General features: G+C 63.1%; 12 protein-coding genes. All 12 read right to left on the minus strand.

What is annotated here, in order from left to right; genetic code table 11:
• Nucleotides 1–1,772: Na/Pi cotransporter family protein (locus tag KIO76_RS20070; RefSeq protein ID WP_213325378.1), on the minus strand; the 1,772-nt coding region annotated here is incomplete at its 3' end.
• Between the two features lie 185 nt (nt 1,773–1,957).
• Nucleotides 1,958–3,361: an FAD-dependent oxidoreductase gene (locus KIO76_RS20075; RefSeq protein WP_213325379.1), complete on the minus strand. Its 1,404-nt coding sequence runs from the start codon at nt 3,359–3,361 to the stop codon at nt 1,958–1,960.
• 107 nt (nt 3,362–3,468) lie between these two features.
• Nucleotides 3,469–4,767: an ABC transporter substrate-binding protein gene (locus KIO76_RS20080; protein WP_213325380.1), complete on the minus strand. Its 1,299-nt coding sequence runs from the start codon at nt 4,765–4,767 to the stop codon at nt 3,469–3,471.
• A gap of 62 nt (nt 4,768–4,829) precedes the next feature.
• Entirely contained in the window at nt 4,830–5,663 is an 834-nt protein-coding gene (locus KIO76_RS20085; RefSeq protein WP_213325381.1) for a carbohydrate ABC transporter permease, read from the minus strand.
• The gene (locus KIO76_RS20090) at nt 5,653–6,627 is read right to left on the minus strand and encodes a carbohydrate ABC transporter permease (RefSeq protein WP_291977599.1); all 975 of its coding nucleotides are present in this window, start codon (nt 6,625–6,627) and stop codon (nt 5,653–5,655) included. The genes KIO76_RS20085 and KIO76_RS20090 overlap by 11 nt, the downstream gene beginning before the upstream one ends.
• A complete protein-coding gene (locus KIO76_RS20095; RefSeq protein WP_213325382.1) occupies nt 6,624–8,183 on the minus strand; it encodes an FGGY-family carbohydrate kinase in 1,560 nt (519 codons plus the stop codon). The genes KIO76_RS20090 and KIO76_RS20095 overlap by 4 nt, the downstream gene beginning before the upstream one ends.
• Nucleotides 8,180–9,310 (minus strand): alcohol dehydrogenase catalytic domain-containing protein, encoded by a 1,131-nt coding sequence (locus KIO76_RS20100; protein WP_249729979.1) that lies wholly within the window; start codon nt 9,308–9,310, stop codon nt 8,180–8,182. The genes KIO76_RS20095 and KIO76_RS20100 overlap by 4 nt, the downstream gene beginning before the upstream one ends.
• A 61-nt stretch (nt 9,311–9,371) precedes the next feature.
• A complete protein-coding gene (locus KIO76_RS20105) occupies nt 9,372–10,427 on the minus strand; it encodes an AraC family transcriptional regulator (protein WP_349629415.1) in 1,056 nt (351 codons plus the stop codon).
• A gap of 466 nt (nt 10,428–10,893) precedes the next feature.
• Complete coding sequence (locus KIO76_RS20110) at nt 10,894–12,063, minus strand: NAD(P)/FAD-dependent oxidoreductase (RefSeq protein WP_213325384.1); 1,170 nt, start codon at nt 12,061–12,063, stop codon at nt 10,894–10,896.
• A 158-nt stretch (nt 12,064–12,221) separates the two neighbouring features.
• On the minus strand, nt 12,222–13,256 hold the full coding sequence (locus KIO76_RS20115) for an Ldh family oxidoreductase (protein WP_213325385.1): 1,035 nt from the start codon (nt 13,254–13,256) through the stop codon (nt 12,222–12,224).
• Nucleotides 13,257–13,269: 13 nt separating this feature from the next.
• Entirely contained in the window at nt 13,270–14,829 is a 1,560-nt protein-coding gene (locus KIO76_RS20120) for an ABC transporter substrate-binding protein (protein WP_213325386.1), read from the minus strand.
• An 85-nt stretch (nt 14,830–14,914) separates the two neighbouring features.
• Nucleotides 14,915–16,579 (minus strand): hydantoinase B/oxoprolinase family protein, encoded by a 1,665-nt coding sequence (locus tag KIO76_RS20125; RefSeq protein WP_213325387.1) that lies wholly within the window; start codon nt 16,577–16,579, stop codon nt 14,915–14,917.
• Between the last annotated feature and the right edge of the window lie 18 nt (nt 16,580–16,597).

The raw sequence follows: 16,597 nt of genomic DNA on the forward strand, positions 1-16,597 counted from the left end.
CTAAGACCGCGACTGATCTTGCCGACATAGCCAAGGTCATTGAGCAGCGAACTCAATTGCAGGCCATCGATCTCATCCGCGCGCAGGGCTGCGAAGGCGCGCTCGCGGAACTGGATCTCGAAATTCCCGATACTCTGATCCAGCCGGCTCGTCAGGCTGTCCCAATCGGCCTCGTCCGCGTCGGCTATCGCGCGGATCTCTTGCATGAGGGTGATCAGCTGGCGGCGCAAGTCGACATAGGCGCGTCGCACCGGAGAATCCGGCTGCCGTAGGTAGTAACCTAGGTTCTTTTGCAGGTGCTTGGCGTCCTTGATTGTCTCGACGAGCTGCAGCGCCGCAAGCTGGCAGACGGCCCAGAAATTCTGCTTCTCCGCGCTCTCCTTGCTCGTATCAATGCGTCCCATGAAGCTTAGAAGATCGCCGTATACGCCCTTGATATGGCGCTGGTACAGCGTTTCCGCGTCCGCGTAGGTGTCGGCGGGGCGCGATGCGAGCAAAGCCTCGTCATGCTGGGCGCGATCCAGCTCGCTCACCGGCAGGTAAAGCGCATGGCAGATGACTTCGGCGCCAAGACGTCCCAGATGCTGAAGCTCCATCACGACCGCGGACGCGGCCGCGTCGGGCGAGTTGAGCGCCTGTTCCGTCAGGTATCGCGCACGCGTCCGCTCGACTGGCGCGGCGCCCCCGCGCCCGCTGGGCAGGAGGACGCTCGGCTCCTCCTCCTCCGGCAGCATTCTTCGCAAAAAGCCCGCGAATGTGTCCAGGAAGGGCCAGAACATCCCAACACCGAGCCCATTGAAAAGCGAATGGAAGATCGCCAGCATGATGAGATCGTTGCTGGGGAAGCCGATCAGACCGGCGATCTCCTTCGTCAGCCAAAGGAAAGCGGGTAACAGCACGAAGGCAACGAGGGCCGTGATCACGTTGAACAGGACATGCGCCAACGCCAGTTGCTGGCCGCTGCGATTGCCACCGAGCGCCCCCGCGAGCCCCGTTGTTACACTGCTGCCGACATTGGCGCCGATGGCGATCGCGGCTCCCTGCGTAACGTCGATCTGACCGAGCGAAAGCGCGGTCAGGGTCAACATCAGCGTTGCATGAGTCGACTGCAAGACAAGCGTCAGCACAAGGCCCGCACCGAGGAAGACGAGGCTGCCGACCCATCCCGTCAATTGAACCTTGGCAAGATCGAGGGCTTCGGTGACGCTCGAAAAGCCGGTCCGGATCTGGTCGATTCCGAGCAGAATGAAAGCTATGCCGAGCAGGATACGCCCGGATGCTTTCGCCTTCGGCCCCATGAAGCTCGCCAGGACACCAAAGATCATCAGCGGCATGGCAAACGGCGCCAGCCCGAAATTCTGGCCGGCCAGTGCGAGAAGCCAGATGCCGGTGGTCGCGCCGAGATTGGCCCCGAAGATGATGGCGATGCCCGCCACAAGGCCTATCAGACCCGTGGTGATGAAGGCGATCGTCATCAGCGAGACAAGTGTGCTCGACTGTAGGACAGTCGTGCCAATGACCCCGATCATGAGGCTCTTGAGGCGGGTTGCGGTGCCCCGCGCCAGCATGCTCTCCAGCTTCTCGCCGGCGAGATTGCGGAGCCCTTCCTCCAAGCATTGCATGCCAAAGAGGAACAGTGCCAGACCCGCGCAAAGCGTTGTCCAGTTTCGGCTTTGCCAGAAGCTCGCTGCGAGCGCGCCAGCGAAGAGGATGATCAGGCTATTGGTGGCAAAGCGGCGCCATGTCCCGCCGTACCTGTCAACCCCGCTCATGGCCGAAGGCTCCAGGAATGAGTACCGCCGCACGCGCTGAGCGCGCAATCCGCCAGGGCTGCTCCTGCCATTGACGCCACTCCCCTTCCGCGGGCTCAGCGCCCGTGCCTACAAGCCGCGACGAAGATGCCGGCTTAGCACAATACGGCGCGGGAGGAAGCGTCTTCCCCAATCCAAATCACGGCTCAGGCCTGGGAGGTCGGGGTCCTGAGATAGGCGCCATGCGCACGCAGGTCATCCTGGAGTGCCGCCACGTTGATAGCGCGCGGCGACACATCCTCTCTGATCGCGAGCTTCGCGGCCCGGCCCGCCGCTTCTCCCATGGCCATGCAAGTAGCCATGACGCGGATAGCGCCCATGGCCTCGTGTGTCGTGGATATGGCACGCCCAGCCACGATGAGTTGCTCGACCTTCTTGGGAAGCAGGGAGCGATAGGGGATATCGTAGCAGTCACCACACCAGATCAGAGTACATCCATCGTCTCCCGGCCGATGGATGTCGATGGGATAGCTCGCGACGGCGATAGCCTCATTGAAGTACCGGCAGGAAAGCACATCATCCTGATTCATCACATAATCCCCGACGATCCGCCGCGTTTCGCGGATGCCGAGGAACGGCGCCGTCTTGGTGAAATACGCGTTCTCGAAGCCGGGCACGTAGTTCTTCAGATAAGTGAAAATGTCGTCGATCTGGTGGCGCGCCTCGATCTCACCCATGCTGAGACTGCGTGAATCCGTCCCATCAACCCCCTTCACACGGGTCATGTTGATCCAGACCTCGCCGGAGCGCAGCCCCGTGATGATGATCGTGCGCTCATTCGGGATATCGAGCCCGCGTTCCTCGCGCGCTTTGGCGATCAGCTCGCGCAGACCGACAACGATGAACTGGTGGTTTTGTCCGAAATACTCGGCCGGGATGAAGTCTGTCAGATAGGTCCGCGGTTGGACAGCGATGCTGTTGCGCAGCTTGTCCGTATCCACACCCGCGATACAGAACATCAATGTGGGCGGCTGCATCCCGCCGTGCTCGTCGCCCTTTTCACACGGCACCCCCGCCCGATAGGCGACATCGGCATCACCCGTGCAGTCAATGACGATCTTCGCCAGAATGGCCGAGCGACCGTCCTTGCCCTCGGTGATAATGCCACGGATGGTATCGCCAGCCTCGTTCATAACAACGCCGACGCAGGCGGTATAAAACGTCACGTCGACCCCAGCCTCAAGCAGCATGTCCAGCGCCACGGTCTTCACGGCCTCTGGTTCGACCAGCGTGATCCCCATGTGCAGCGGACAGGGGCGGTGCTCGCTCGCGCCACCGCGCGCCTTCAGGCGGTCGATGAACTTCTGTGGTAATCCCTCGATGATCTGGTTGCCTTTTTGCCCAAGGAAGCCGAGCACCGGCAGGCCGATCGTCATGTTGCCACCGACGAAGCTCCGGTTCTCGACAAGGCCGACCCGCAGCCCGTCCTCGGCTGCCGCAAGCGCCGAGGTGAGACCAGCCGGACCACCGCCGACGACCAGCACATCATATTCAGCGCGCACCGGCGTGGAGCGGGCAGGTTCATGGATCGCGAGTTGTTCCGTCATCATCAGACCTTCATCTTGTCCAGGCACGCACGTCAGGCCTCGGGTCATACGGGTAATTTGCGTCGTGACGGCCGCCCCGCGCCGAGCCAAAGCGCGGGGCGGCCGTGAACTCACGCCGGCAGCAGCGGCCGCACACGGGAGGCGATGTCGGCGACAGCCGCCTTCACGGGCTTGCGGCCGAGAACAGCCAGTTGCACTTCCTCGAGGAAAATCGTCTGGGCACGAGCCGCCTCCGGAAAGGGCGGAAAGGCGCCGCGCGCATTTTTGAGCACCGCCGCCTCCACCGCCGCAACCGGATTGGCTGCCGCGAAATCCTTCTCCGCGTAAGTCGAAACGCGCACAGGGCCATTGCCGTTGATTGCCATGCCCAAGGTCACGCGCTTGCTCGCGACCTCGCGCAGGAAGCTCCAGGCGAGATCCTTGTCGCTGGCGTTGGCAGGAATGACCATGCCCCAGGATTCGACGACGGAAGCCATCGGCGTCTTGCCCTTCAGGCTTTCCGCGATAGGGAATTCCACCGCCTTGATCTTGCCGGGGAAGCTCGACTGATCCTTGTTGTTGAGCTGGGCATTGCGGGCGAACGGTAGCACCGTGTAAGCCGCCCGCCCCTGCTGCAGCCAGGTGACCTGATCGTCGTTGCGTGTCGTCGCGTAGCTCCGGGGCAATGCCCCCGCGTCGAAAAGGTCTTTGAGGACCGAGAGCCCTTTCTCCATGGCCTCGGGATTGGGGAGCAGCTTGAAGTCACTGGTGATGAAGTCCCCGCCGTAGGCACGGGCAAACATCACGGGAAACACCGCCAGATCGCTCGCCAAGACAAGGCCGACCACCGGAGTGCCCGACTTGGTCGTGAAGGTCAGTTGCTTGGCCTGCTCGACCAGTTCCTCCAGGGACCCCGCCGGCGCCTTGATGCCCTTCTCTTCAAGCAAGGCCTGATTATAGAACAGGCCTTGCGTCGCATGACGCACCGGGACGCCAATCATCTTGCCGCCAACGGTCATCGCCTGGACGAGGCCGGGCGCGATGTCGGAAAAATCCTCGATCGGCGCCTTCGACTGATAGTCGTCCAGCGGCGTGAACAGCTTGGCGATCTCAGCGGTTGGACGATTGTCTATGATATAGCCGACACTGAAGTCAGTCTTCGGGAGACTCGCCTCACGGAAGAGGCGATCCTGCAGGGGGTTGGAATCGAACGTCACCCACGAAAGTTCAGCGTCGTTCGCCTTGCGCCAGGCCTCCGTAAGGTCACCGGTCGCCGGGCCGTTGAGAACCGTCTGGTGCACCTTGTGACTCAGGATGTTCAACGTCTTCGCCGCGGCAAAAGCTGAGCGCCCGGCAAAAAGGCCAGCGCCCGCCAATGTCATACCGAGCATCCGTCGGCGTGTCATCGTGAGTATATTTTTCTTTGTCATGATCTCCTCCCTCCACGTCCCCAGTATTCGCACCCATTCCAGGGCGCGTTTCCCCGATGGATTCACCCCTTGGTGGCCCCAGCCGTCAGACCCGCAACGAGATAGCGGTGCATGAAGGCGACGAACAACAACACCGGCACAAGCTGCACGGTCGCAGCCGCGAACAGAATTCCCCAGTCTACGCCATCGATGGAGCCAATCATCTCCGATATGACAAGCGGCGCCGTCTTCGCGCGTGTCGCGGTGAAGACGAAGGCGAACAAGAACTCATTCCAGGCAAAAACCACCACAAACACCGACACGGCCAAAATGCCCGGCGCGACGATGGGCAGGATGATGCTGCGCATGATGGTGAAGCGCGAGGCTCCGTCGATGAGTGCCGCCTCATCGAGTTCGCGCGGGACCTGATCGATGAACGTGCGCATCAGCAGAGTGCCAAGCGACACGAAGAAGGTCGCATAGAGCAGGATGAGCACGAGATGCGTGTCGTTCAGCCGCAGCCAGTTCACGACTGGAAACAGCGGCAATGTAATCGCGATCGGCGGAATAAGACGCACGACGATGAGAAACACCGCGCTTGCGTTGAGGAACCGGCCGCTATGGCGCGAATAGATGTAACCCGCTGCAACGCTCGTGACGACCGCTAGCATGGTGGCACCGACAGTAACAATGAAGCTGTTCAATAGCCCGTCGAAGAAGCCACCCCACTTGGCGATGAGCTCCAAGTAGTGCCGCATCGTTGGTTCGAAGATGAATTTCGGAGGCGCCGCGAAGATGTCTTTCGCGGGCTTCAACGACGACATCAGCACGAACGCGATCGGGAAGAGCGACCAGATCAGGATCAGAGCCACCGCGACCAGCCGTCCGCCCATAGCGAGGAGGCGTTCAATGGGCATGGGCGCCTCCCTGACGTCGCAAGATGAGCACATAGCCAGCGGCGAGCAGCAGCGAGATCAGCACCATGATCCAGGCCGTCGCGGCCGCCGTGCCAAAAGCATTGAAGCGGAAGGCCTCCTGATAGAGATACACCGCAACCACCTCGGTGGAGCGGGCGGGACCGCCCTGGGTCATCAGCCACACTTCCGAAAACAGCCGGAAGGCGAAGATGTAGCGAAACAGCAAGGCAATCAGCATGGCGGGCCCAAGCAAAGGCAAGGTCACGCGGCGGAAGCTCTGCAAAGTCGTCGCGCCGTCGACCTTCGCTGCCTCATAGAACTCACCGGGAATGGCAAGGCGTGCCGCGTAGAGGATGACGAAGGTGAAAGGCAGGTGCAGCCAGATCGTCAACAACGCGATGATCAGAAGACCGTGAGACGGCACATAGGACCATTCGAGGATCGGTAGATGAAGCGCCCTCAGCGCCATTGTCACCGGTCCGATATCCGGATCGAAAAGAAAGCGCCACATGGCAACGGCCGTCACCTCGCTGATCGCATAGGGGGCCAGGACCGCCACGAGAAGGAAGCGTCGGCCGGGCAGCCCGCCCGCGAACAGAAGCGCCATCCCGAGCGCGACCGCCAATTCGAGATGCACGGCGACGACCACGATGATGCCCGTATTGATGAGGGCTTCGCGAAATGCGGGGTCGGCCAGAACTTTCACATAGTTCGCGAGGCCGACATAGACAGGCGCCTGGCCGAAACTCGACGTGTTGAGGCTGAGCCAGCCCACGTAGAACGCGGGTATAACGATGATGCTCAGCAGAAGCAGATGCACAGGAGCAAGAAACGGAAAAAAGCCCAGTGCATTTCTCACGCGTTCCGGGATGCGGATGATCCGCGCTGGTGTCCGGCCTGGCTGGGGTGACCTGCGGTCCACCCGTCGTTCGTCGGGCATGGCATTGGCGTGAATGGCGCTCACGGATGGGGGACCTCCGTCATGGCGCGCAGCCGATGCATTCCGTCCTTGAGGGCGGGATACAGCGACCGGTAGACTTCGAAACAAGCGTTATAGATGTGCTGCTCCCGCTCGCGTGGTTCCGCGCTGGGAGCAAGCCGCACCCACCCATCGGCAGCCCGCCGCGCGCTGACGAGGCCAGCCCCGAGTGCCGCCAGAAGGGCAGCGCCCATGGCTGCCTCCACGTTCTCGGCGATGGTCAGGACACGCCGTCCCGTCACATCCGCAATGATCTGCAGCCACAGGCTGGATTGCGCCGCACCTCCAACCACGATGAGATCCTTGTCGAGAAGGGCCGTGTCGCTTGCCTCGATATTGTGGCGAAGCGCAAAGGCCACGCCCTCGAGTACGGCGCGATAGGCGTGCGCGCGGGTATGGTAGAGGCTCAGACCGACAAAGGCTCCGCTCGCCCGCCCATCCCAGATCGGGCTGCGCTCTCCCATGAGATAGGGCAGAAAGATCAGCCCGTCTGCTCCGGCCGGCAGCGGGGCGGCCGCCTCGTTCAGCAGCTCATGAACGTCGCGGGCGCCATATTTTGCTTCGTCTGTATCGGCCTTGCAGAACTGCTCGCGAAACCAGGTGACGGATGCACCCGCGGCTATCGCACCGCCAAAAACATAAGCGTCGCGCTCGCCGTTGAACACATGCGGCATGCTCACAAGCTTGCTCGCGGGGTCGACCGCCGGCGTGATGTGTCCCCAGCACATGCTCGTGCCGATCATCGCCACGTGCTGGCCCTGGCGCGTCGCACCGGCTGCGAATGTTGCGACCGCGGCGTCGACGCCGCCGGCGACCACCGGCGTAGCCGCGGCAAGACCGAGCCGTGACGCGACATCAGCCGTGAGCCCACCGACGATCTCATGGGAATAGACCAGCCGTTGCGGCATCATCGCCGGCGGAATGCCGAGCTCCGAAAGCATCTCCGCAGACCAGCAGCGCTTGCGAAGGTCATAGACACCGCCGATATTGCCCGCGGAGGAATGGTCGACAGCGATTTCGCCTGTCAGCGCATGGATCACGAAAGCATTCGGTGGCAGCCAATATCGCGTTTTCTTCCAGACCTCCGGCCTGTTCGCCTTCAGCCACAGGATCTTTGTATAGCCATAGTAGCTGTCGACGTGATTGCCCGTGATTTCCGCGAGCCTATCCGGGTCGATGGAATGCCGGACCCGGGCCACCTCGGCTTCGGCGCGCCGGTCCATCCAAATCAGGCACGGATGAAGCGGATTGATGTGGTCATCGACCGGAATGCCGGAACCGCCATAGAGGCTCGAAATACAGAGCGCCTTGACCTGCGCCGCGTCAAAGCCCGGCACGTTTGCACGGGCGCGCTCGACGCTGCCCACGATGCTTTCAAGCGTCGCATCGAGCCAAACCGAGGCATGCTGTTCCGCCCACAATGGGCGCGGGGTATCGGGATGGTACGCCTTGCTCATCTGCGCCACGATATGTCCATCGGCATCGCAGATGAGAGCCTTTGTGCTTTGGGTGCCGATATCGACGCCGATCACATAACTCATGGCAGGGACCGTCCACTCTCAGGCTGCATCAGCACCTTGATGGAGCCAAGTGAGCTGGCCACCTTTATGGCCTCATCCCACGCCTCCAGCCCGTATCGGTGGGTGACGATGCCTTCCGAGGTGACAAGGCCGCGCGCGAGCAGGTCGATGGCGATGGGATAGCAGTAGGGTCCAAGATGCGCTCCGCGCACATCGAGCTCTTTACGGTCGCCTATAATGGACCAATCGACCGTGGCGGGCGCGCCGAAGACCGAGAATTCGACGAAGCGTCCGAGCTTGCGGACAAGGGTAAGCCCTTGCTCAACACCACTCGGCGAGCCCGTCGCCTCAATATAGGCATCGCAGCCGTAGCCGTCCGTCAGTCCGCTGACGATTGACCAGGCGTCGTCCTCACGCGGGTTGACCACCACATCGGCCCCAAACCGTCGGGCGAGCTCCAGTCGCTCCCGCACCGGGTCGATGACGACAAGCTTCCGTGGAGTCTTCAGGCGCGCCACCTGCACCATCATCAGGCCGATCGGACCGGCGCCTGCAATGACGAGAACATCGTCGAGCTGCACCTCGGCGCGGTTGACCGTATGGATGGCGCAAGCCAGCGGCTCTATGATGGCCGCGTCGTCGAGCGAAATGCCGTCGGGTATTTTGTGGACGCGCGCGGTCGCGGGAATACGCATGAATTCTGCCATGCCCCCATCCGCCACTTCGCGCTGAAAGCCAAAGATATTGTGCACCTCGCACATCCAGTATTGGCCCGAACGGCAATAGCGGCAGCGGTCACATGGAACGATCTGCTCTGCAATCACGCGGTCTCCAATCGCGATGCCGAAATGTTCAGCCGCTTTGGCCCCGAGTTCCTCTACGTAACCAAAGAATTCGTGACCCGGTACGACTGGCGCCTTTACCCATGGGCTATCACCGCCCCAGAACATCTTGGCACCGGACCAGCATTTGCAATCACTGGCGCAAACACCGCACGCGCCAATACGGATCACCATCTCACGATCACCGGGTATAGGCCGGGCAATGTCCTCGACGCGATAGTCTTCGGGCCCGTGACAAACGATGGCTTTCATCGTCGTGGGCCGACGGGATTTCTCGGCGCCCGCGCGCATTTCCGTAAAAGCCATCTGTCGATGCCTCTGTCTGTTTCTGTCTAGGACCGCATCGTGCCAGCTGCACGTGCAGCGTTCAGCGCCGCGATGCGCCCCTCTGTCCGCTGCCGACTGCCTCCGGAGCTACTGTTCCGCTGGAGCGGAGCGAGGCCCGATGAGGCGATGGATCGATGAACTGTGCGGCGTTCTGCCGGTGCAAGCGCCGGAACACGGAGGGCGGCATGCCGCGCAAAGCGATGAAATGACGATTGAAATTCGAAAGATTATTGAAGCCTACCTCGAAACAGATGTCGGCCACGCTCTGGTCGCTGTTGCGCAGCAGTTCACAGCCGCGATCAATGCGCAGGCGGTTGATGTACCGGACGAAAGTCAAACCCGTATGATGTTTGAACGCCCGCGAGAAGGCTGAGGGCGTAAAGCCACTGAGTTCGGCGAGTTCCGCCTGCCTCAGGTCGCTGCAAAGATTGCGCGCGATGTGGTCCAGCACATGGTTGAGCGGTTCTGCGACATAATTTTCGGGCCGCGATCGGTAGCTCGCGCTTGCAAGCTGGCGAAACTCCGAGCCGCGCAAGACGCTGAGCAAATGGAAAAACAGGCTGATACGTTCCGGACCGCTTGCCGCCAACAGCTGTTCGATGATCGGTCGGACCGATGCCCCAACGCCGTTCGCAAATTCCACACCCGAAGCCGAGGCCGCGAGGACGGGCTCAAGCGACCGCAATTCCGGCATGGTGACGATACAGGCCTCGATGAACTCATGGGTGAATTGGACAACAAGTCCGCGCTGTGCGACGATCTCACCCTTTTCGATGTCACTGATCCAGTTATGTGGAAGATTCGGGCCGGTCATCACGAGATTTCCCGGCTCGAAAGTTCCGATATAGTCGCCGATGAACGATCGCCCGCACGTCTCCGTTACAAGATGGATCTCGTATTCAGGGTGGAAGTGCCAGCGGACAGTCCGAAATGGATAGCCGTGGGCCCAGGCCTTGAAGGAACTTTCCCGCGGAACGTCGACAACTTCAAGATCCGGTGACGTGTCCAAGCCCTCGCCCGCCGCACGCGCGGACAGGCTGTCGGCTTCGAAGTTCGAGTCATCATCACGCGTCGAGACGGCTTCGATGCGCAACACACCGCCGTTTCTCGACGACGTCCTTGTTGAGGAGGCCCCCTCCTGGGTAGACGGCACGCGCGCCCCACCGTATGTCGCAAGCGCTTGCGTGCTTTCCGCTGGCACAGGATGCGACGCGTATTTTTTTGCAGGCCGAATGTTCCCGCAAAATCCGCCAGAAGATGCAGCGCCGTAGCGGTGGTGTGGATGCACGCGAAATCCTCCCAGGCCGTGCATTCTCTTCTTATGGCGTGATTCATCGCATGGGCCGTGATAGCCCCGCAACCACGTTTCAGCGCAGCGACTGATACTTTTTTGCGGGAGACGCCACGGGGAGAACCTCCCGACCGGTGCGCGGCAGGGAGGGCAATCCAATTTGGTTTAATCTAGATGTCTAGAACATAATCCGAGAGGCGTGGGCCGAGGATTGATAGGATTATGCTTACAACAAAAGGGGGGGCCGATCTCATTCAATCAGATCGGCGCTCTAGCCGTGCAGCGTCGCGGGCGCCCGTGCTCCGGACAGGGACGCAAAGCGGTTGATAGCAAAAGGCTCTATCGGCAGATGTGTCACCTTGTCCACCACGAGGTCCCTCACGATACGTCCGGTGATGGGACCGAGACAAAAGCCGTGCCCGGAAAAGCCCATCGCCACGACCAGCCCCTCGACGCCCTCAGGTGTATCGATCACCGGCAGCGCATCCGGCGTCAGATCAATCAGGCCAGACCAGGTGTCCTCGATCTCGGCGCCTCGAAAGGCTGGGATGACCTCACCGATTAGACGAACGACTTCTCCGATGCTCTCAGCCGTCGGCAGCACGCGTGGCCTGATGCCCTCCGGCCCCGCCATGTCCTGCATCCCGCCCGGCCAGCTCTTCAAGCCGCTCGTGACACGAAAGCGGCCGTTGTGTTCCTGGCGGCCCGCGCAGTCCGCATTGGCGACACCGATTACCTGTTCGAGCATGGCCGTCATGGGGGCCGAGCGGAGCACGGTGACCATGGGCACCTCAAGGGGCACGTGGAGACCCAAGGGGGCGATCAGTTCATTGCCGAAGACGCCCGCCGTCACCACCACATGGCGGGCGGGAATGCTGCCCTTGTCCGTCTCGACGCCCGTGATGCGTCCCCGGTCGGTGTGGAGCCTGATGACCCGTTCGCCGAAACGCAGTGTCGCGCCAAGGCGCTCGGCGGCCCTGATGAAGGCCGCGACGCTGGCGGCCGCATCGGCGCTGCCGTCGCTTGGACACAAGGAGGCGCAGAGAACCCGCTCCGAGAGTGCCGGGGCGACGGCACGCAGATCGGCGGTAGTGGCGAGAAAATCGATCTCCAGGCCGGCGGCGGACTGGTCATCGACCAACTGACGGATGACCGCGGCTTCCGCCTCCGTCCGCGCCAGACGCAGGTTGCCGCCACGGCGATAGTGGGTTTCGCCGTCGAGCTCACTCGCCAGCGTCGGCCAAAGCGCGACGGCCGCCCGTGCCAGCGGCAATTCGGCCGGATGGCGGCCGGACTGGCGCACCCCGGCGAGCGTCCAGCCTGATGCCATCGCAGCGGGACCGAAGCGATCGACAAGGACGACATCGAGCCCCGCCTTCGCCAGCTCATAGGCGCTCGCGGCGCCGCTGATGCCAGCGCCGATGACGACCACGTCGGTCATTGTTATAATCCTCTTTGGATGCAGCCGAGGAGATCAGCGAGGCCATCGGCCTAGATCTCACTCTGAAAGAACACTGAGAAAACACGACATCTACGTCAATCGCGATCCGATACCCAAAAACATCGATCGATTACTATTTCGACTGTCGGAAAGCTTCCTTAAAGCATGGCGGTTAGCTGCTGGTGCAGCTTCGCGGGAATTGTTATGCCCTCGCGCGCGGTGCGCGCCCGCATGGCATTCCTTCGTCCGCCGGGCACGCGCACGCCCGGCTGGTCGGCAATGGCCCCCAGCAACCGGTCCAGCGCCGTGCCGAAGCCGGCGCCGGCAACGCCTGCGGCGTCAAGCGCGATAAAGGTCACCCCAATCCGTGAAGGCCCGGTCTTCGGATCGACGAGCGGGGTCGCATCAAGGCCAAGGTCGCTGCCGGTGTAGACGGCCGCGAACAGCTCCACGATCAGGCCGACACCGAAGCCCTTGTAGCCCCCGAAGGGCGCCATGGTGCCGCCATCAAGGGCGGCCTTCGGCGAAGTGGTCGGGCGGCCTTCCCGGTCGAAGGCCCAGTGAGACGGAATGTCCTCGCCATGCGCCGCGCGATCCATCACCTCGCTCTTCGCCACGACGGACGAAGATTGGTCGATGACAAAGCAGGTGCCGTCGGGTCGCGGCGCGGCGATCGACATGGGGTTGGTGCCGATGACCGCCCGCTTGCCGCCCCAGGGCGCGATCGAGGCGGGAGCCTGCGTAAAACCCATGACCAGAAGACCCTCTGCCGCGAGCCGTTCGGTGTGGTGGCCCAGCACGCCGCAGGCATAGGCGTTGGCGACCGCCAGAACGGCGATGCCGTTGTCCCGCGCACGTTCGGCCAGCAGGGGACGCGCCTTGTCGATAGCCAGATGCGGAAAGCCGTCGCGGCCTTCCACATGCACGATGCCCGGCTTGGGGACGGTAATGACCGGTTCCGCATCCGCGGCAATCTTGCCCGCCGTCACCATGGCCGCCGTGCTCGGCACGCGCGCCAGGCCATGGCTTGGAATTCCGTCCGCCTCGGCCGCCGCGAACTGCGCGGCGACCGGGAGCGCATGGCGCGGCGACAGCCCCGCCCGCGTGAGGACCTGGACAGCCAGGTCCTCAACTTCGGCAAGATCGAGATGAACCCGTCCCTCGCCTTGCTTCATGTCGATGGCGTTAGTCATCCTGCCCTCACCTTCAGCCGACAGAAGCCGTTTCAATGGCGAAACCGGACGTCAAAGTGAGGAAACCCGGCAGATTGACGAAGCCCGACACCGCCTTGCGGCGTGCATAAGCCTGATGGCGGAAGACGAGGCTGATGATGCCGGGATCCGCGACCACGGCCTTCTCAAGGTCGGCATAGATCGCCTTGCGCTTGTCGACATCGAGCGTGCTGCGGCCGGCCCGCACGAGCCGGTCGACCTCCGCGTTGACGTAGCCCCAAGGTCGCGAGAAAGCCGGCGGAAGCCCCGAACCAAGTACACCGTCGAGCCCCGCCGGGTCGTTGTTGTCGAGCGATGTCGCGGTCACGCTCATGTGGTACTGGCCCTTGTTGCCAAGCTGCACGCGGGTTGCCCAGTCAGGCAGGTTCAGCTCGCCCTGAATGCCGACGTCGACCAGGCTGCGCTGGATGACGATGGCCGGATCGCGGTGAACGCTGTACTGGCTCGTCGCCAGAATGCTCGTCTTGAAACCATTGGGATAACCGGCCTCGGCCAGCAACGCCTTCGCCTTGGCGAGGTCACGCTTGAAGATGTCGACGGAAGCCGGATCGAAATAGGGCGAAGCGCGGCTGAGCGGCAAGGGGCCGCTGAGGGCGGCGCGTCCCGAGAAGGCGCCATCGATGATCGCCTGCCGGTCGATGGCATAGCCGACCGCGCGGCGCACCCGCGGATCGACGAACGGCCCGCTCTTGACGTTGAACATCACCAGCGAGGCCGGCCCCTCGACCGCATCAAGCGCGAGATTGGCGTCCTCTTCGATCGCGCCCATGGCCGGCGAAGGCACATATTCGATGAGATCGACGTCGCCCGAGCGGAGCGCCGCGACGCGAGCGCTTTCGTCGGCATAGACCACGAAGCGCAGGAGCGGCGATTTCGGCAAGCCCGGCCGGTAGAAGCCGTCGAAAGCCTTGAGGTCGATTGCCGTGCCCCGTTCCATCCCGGTCACCTGATAAGGTCCGGCACCGACCGGCTTCGTCGCGTCCTCCTTCATCGAGCGACGCGACACCACAGGCGCATCATAACTCGCGAGCCCGACGAGAAAGGCCGCGTCCGGCGCCTTGAGCTTGATGCGCACCGTCTTGGGATCGACGGCCTCGATCGCCGCGAGCGAGGCGAAGAACGGCTTCATGAAGGCCGTCGAGGGCTCAGCGCCCATGGTCTCGAACGAGAAGACCACGTCATCGGCCGTCACCGGGTCGCCATTGTGAAACTTGGCGGGCCGGAGGGTGAAGACGACCGTCGTGTCGTCCTCCTGCTTCCAGCTCTCCGCGAGCTCACCGCGCAGTTGGCCGTCCGGCTCGTAGCTCATGAGCCCGCGGAATGATTGCAGCTTCACGGTTTCCGCCGCCGTGCCGACATTCGCGAACGGGCTGAAGTTCGATGGATAGGCCGAGAGCCCCACGCGCAACGGCGTACCCGCGGCGCGCGCCCCGCGCCATGTCGGCGCAACGAGCGCGAGCCCCGCGGCACTGCCCAGGCCAGCGAGAAGATGGCGCCGGCTGAGGCCGGACCTGTGATTGAATCTGGTCTGCATGGTCTGTCCCTTCTGGTTGTCGTCGACGAAGAAACCCTGCAATGCTGTGTGCGCTTCTGCTCCTTGTTCCTGCAGTCTGCCCGGCCTATGCGGCGGGGATGAACCAGCCGTCGGCCGCGTCGCGCGCGTGGTCGGCCTCTCCGCGCTCATGCGCCGGGCCGTGGCCGCCTCCGCCGGGTGTCACGATGTCGAGCACGGCCCCTGTGGCGAGAACACCCGCGCCGTTGGTGAAGACCGCAGGCTCACCATCGATGAGAAAACGCGTCGACTGTCCCGCATCGCCGCCGGCGAGCCCCCAGGGCCCCGACCGGAAGCGCGAGCCGTCAACCTCGATGCGGCAGTCAGCCTCCGCGCGATAAACACGGCGCAGGCCCATCCCGCCCCGGCGGCGGCCCCTGCCTCCGGAATCGCGCGCCAGTTCATAGCGCAGCACTGTGAGCGGATATTCGGGCTCCAGCGCCTCCACCGGCAGGTTGGACGTATTGGTGAGATGCACCTGGATACCGTCGAGCCCGTCCTTGGCCGGGCGCGCGCCTCCGCCGCCCCCGATCGCCTCGAGATAGACCCAGGGCGCGCCCTCCCCTTCATGCGCTCCAGCGGGGCGCAAACCGCTGAAGAGAGCCGCCGTAGCCGAACCGCAAGCGGCCGCCGGCATACGCTCCGGCACAGCCTGCGCGAGGGCGCCATGGATGAGATCAACCACACGCTGGCAGGGCTGAATGCGTCCGTTCACGGCCGCCGGTTCCTCGCAATTGAGCGTGCTGCCGAGCGGCGCCTCCACCGTGAGCGGCCGGCCGATGCCGGCATTCGGCGGCACGGTCGGGTCCACCACCGCCTTCACCGCGTAGTACACCGTCGCCAGGAGCGCCGTGCGTACGATATTGATGCTGGCACGGACCTGCGGCGGCGCGGAGAAGCGCAGGTTCATCCTGTCCCCGGCGATGGTGATCTCCACGCCGAGCGTGATCGGCTCCGGCACTTCCGGGCAATCGAACTGGTCGGAAAAGCGATAGACGCCATCGGGGATCGCCGCGATGCCGGCGCGCATGCGCCGCTCCGTATAGTCTTTCAGCGCAGATCCTGCCGCGAGCACCGTCTTGAGGCCGTAGCGGTCGCAGAGTTCGCCCATCCGCTGCACGCCGAGCCGGTTGGCCGCCATCTGGGCGCGCAGGTCGGAGACGCGTTCGCGAGGCACTTGGCAGTTGATCAGGATGAGGTCGAGCAGGTCCTTCTGCAGCACGCCTTCCCGGTAGAGCCGGACGGGAGGGATCCGGATGGCTTCCTGAAAGATATGGGCGTGCGGACGATCGGCGAAATCGGCGTGATGGGCCGTATTGATCGCCCAGCCGATCAGGATCTCACCGTGGAAAATCGGCTCCGCTATCACGATGTCGGGCAGATGCGTGCCACCGCCCGCATAGGCATCATTGCCGACGAAGGCATCGCCCGGCCGGATCTCGGCGACGGGATGACGGGCCAGGATCTGCGGGATGAACCCGAGGAACGAGCCGAGATGCATCGGGATGTGCTCCGCCTGGCAGAGCGTTTCGCCGTCCGTGTCGAACAGGGCCGTCGAACAGTCCCGGCGCTCCTTGATATTCGTGGAATAGCTGGCGCGCACGAGCGCCTCCCCCATTTCCTCGGCGATGGAAAGGAAGGCGCTTCCGAGAACCTCCACCGTGATCGGGTCTACGAAAACGGGGTCTGCCGCATTCTGGGAGGTCTGCGCCGAGGTCACTGTGGAAGCCATGACTTGTGCCTATCCTGA

The sequence above is a fragment of the Chelatococcus sp. YT9 genome (assembly GCF_018398315.1).
Lineage (GTDB): Bacteria > Pseudomonadota > Alphaproteobacteria > Rhizobiales > Beijerinckiaceae > Chelatococcus.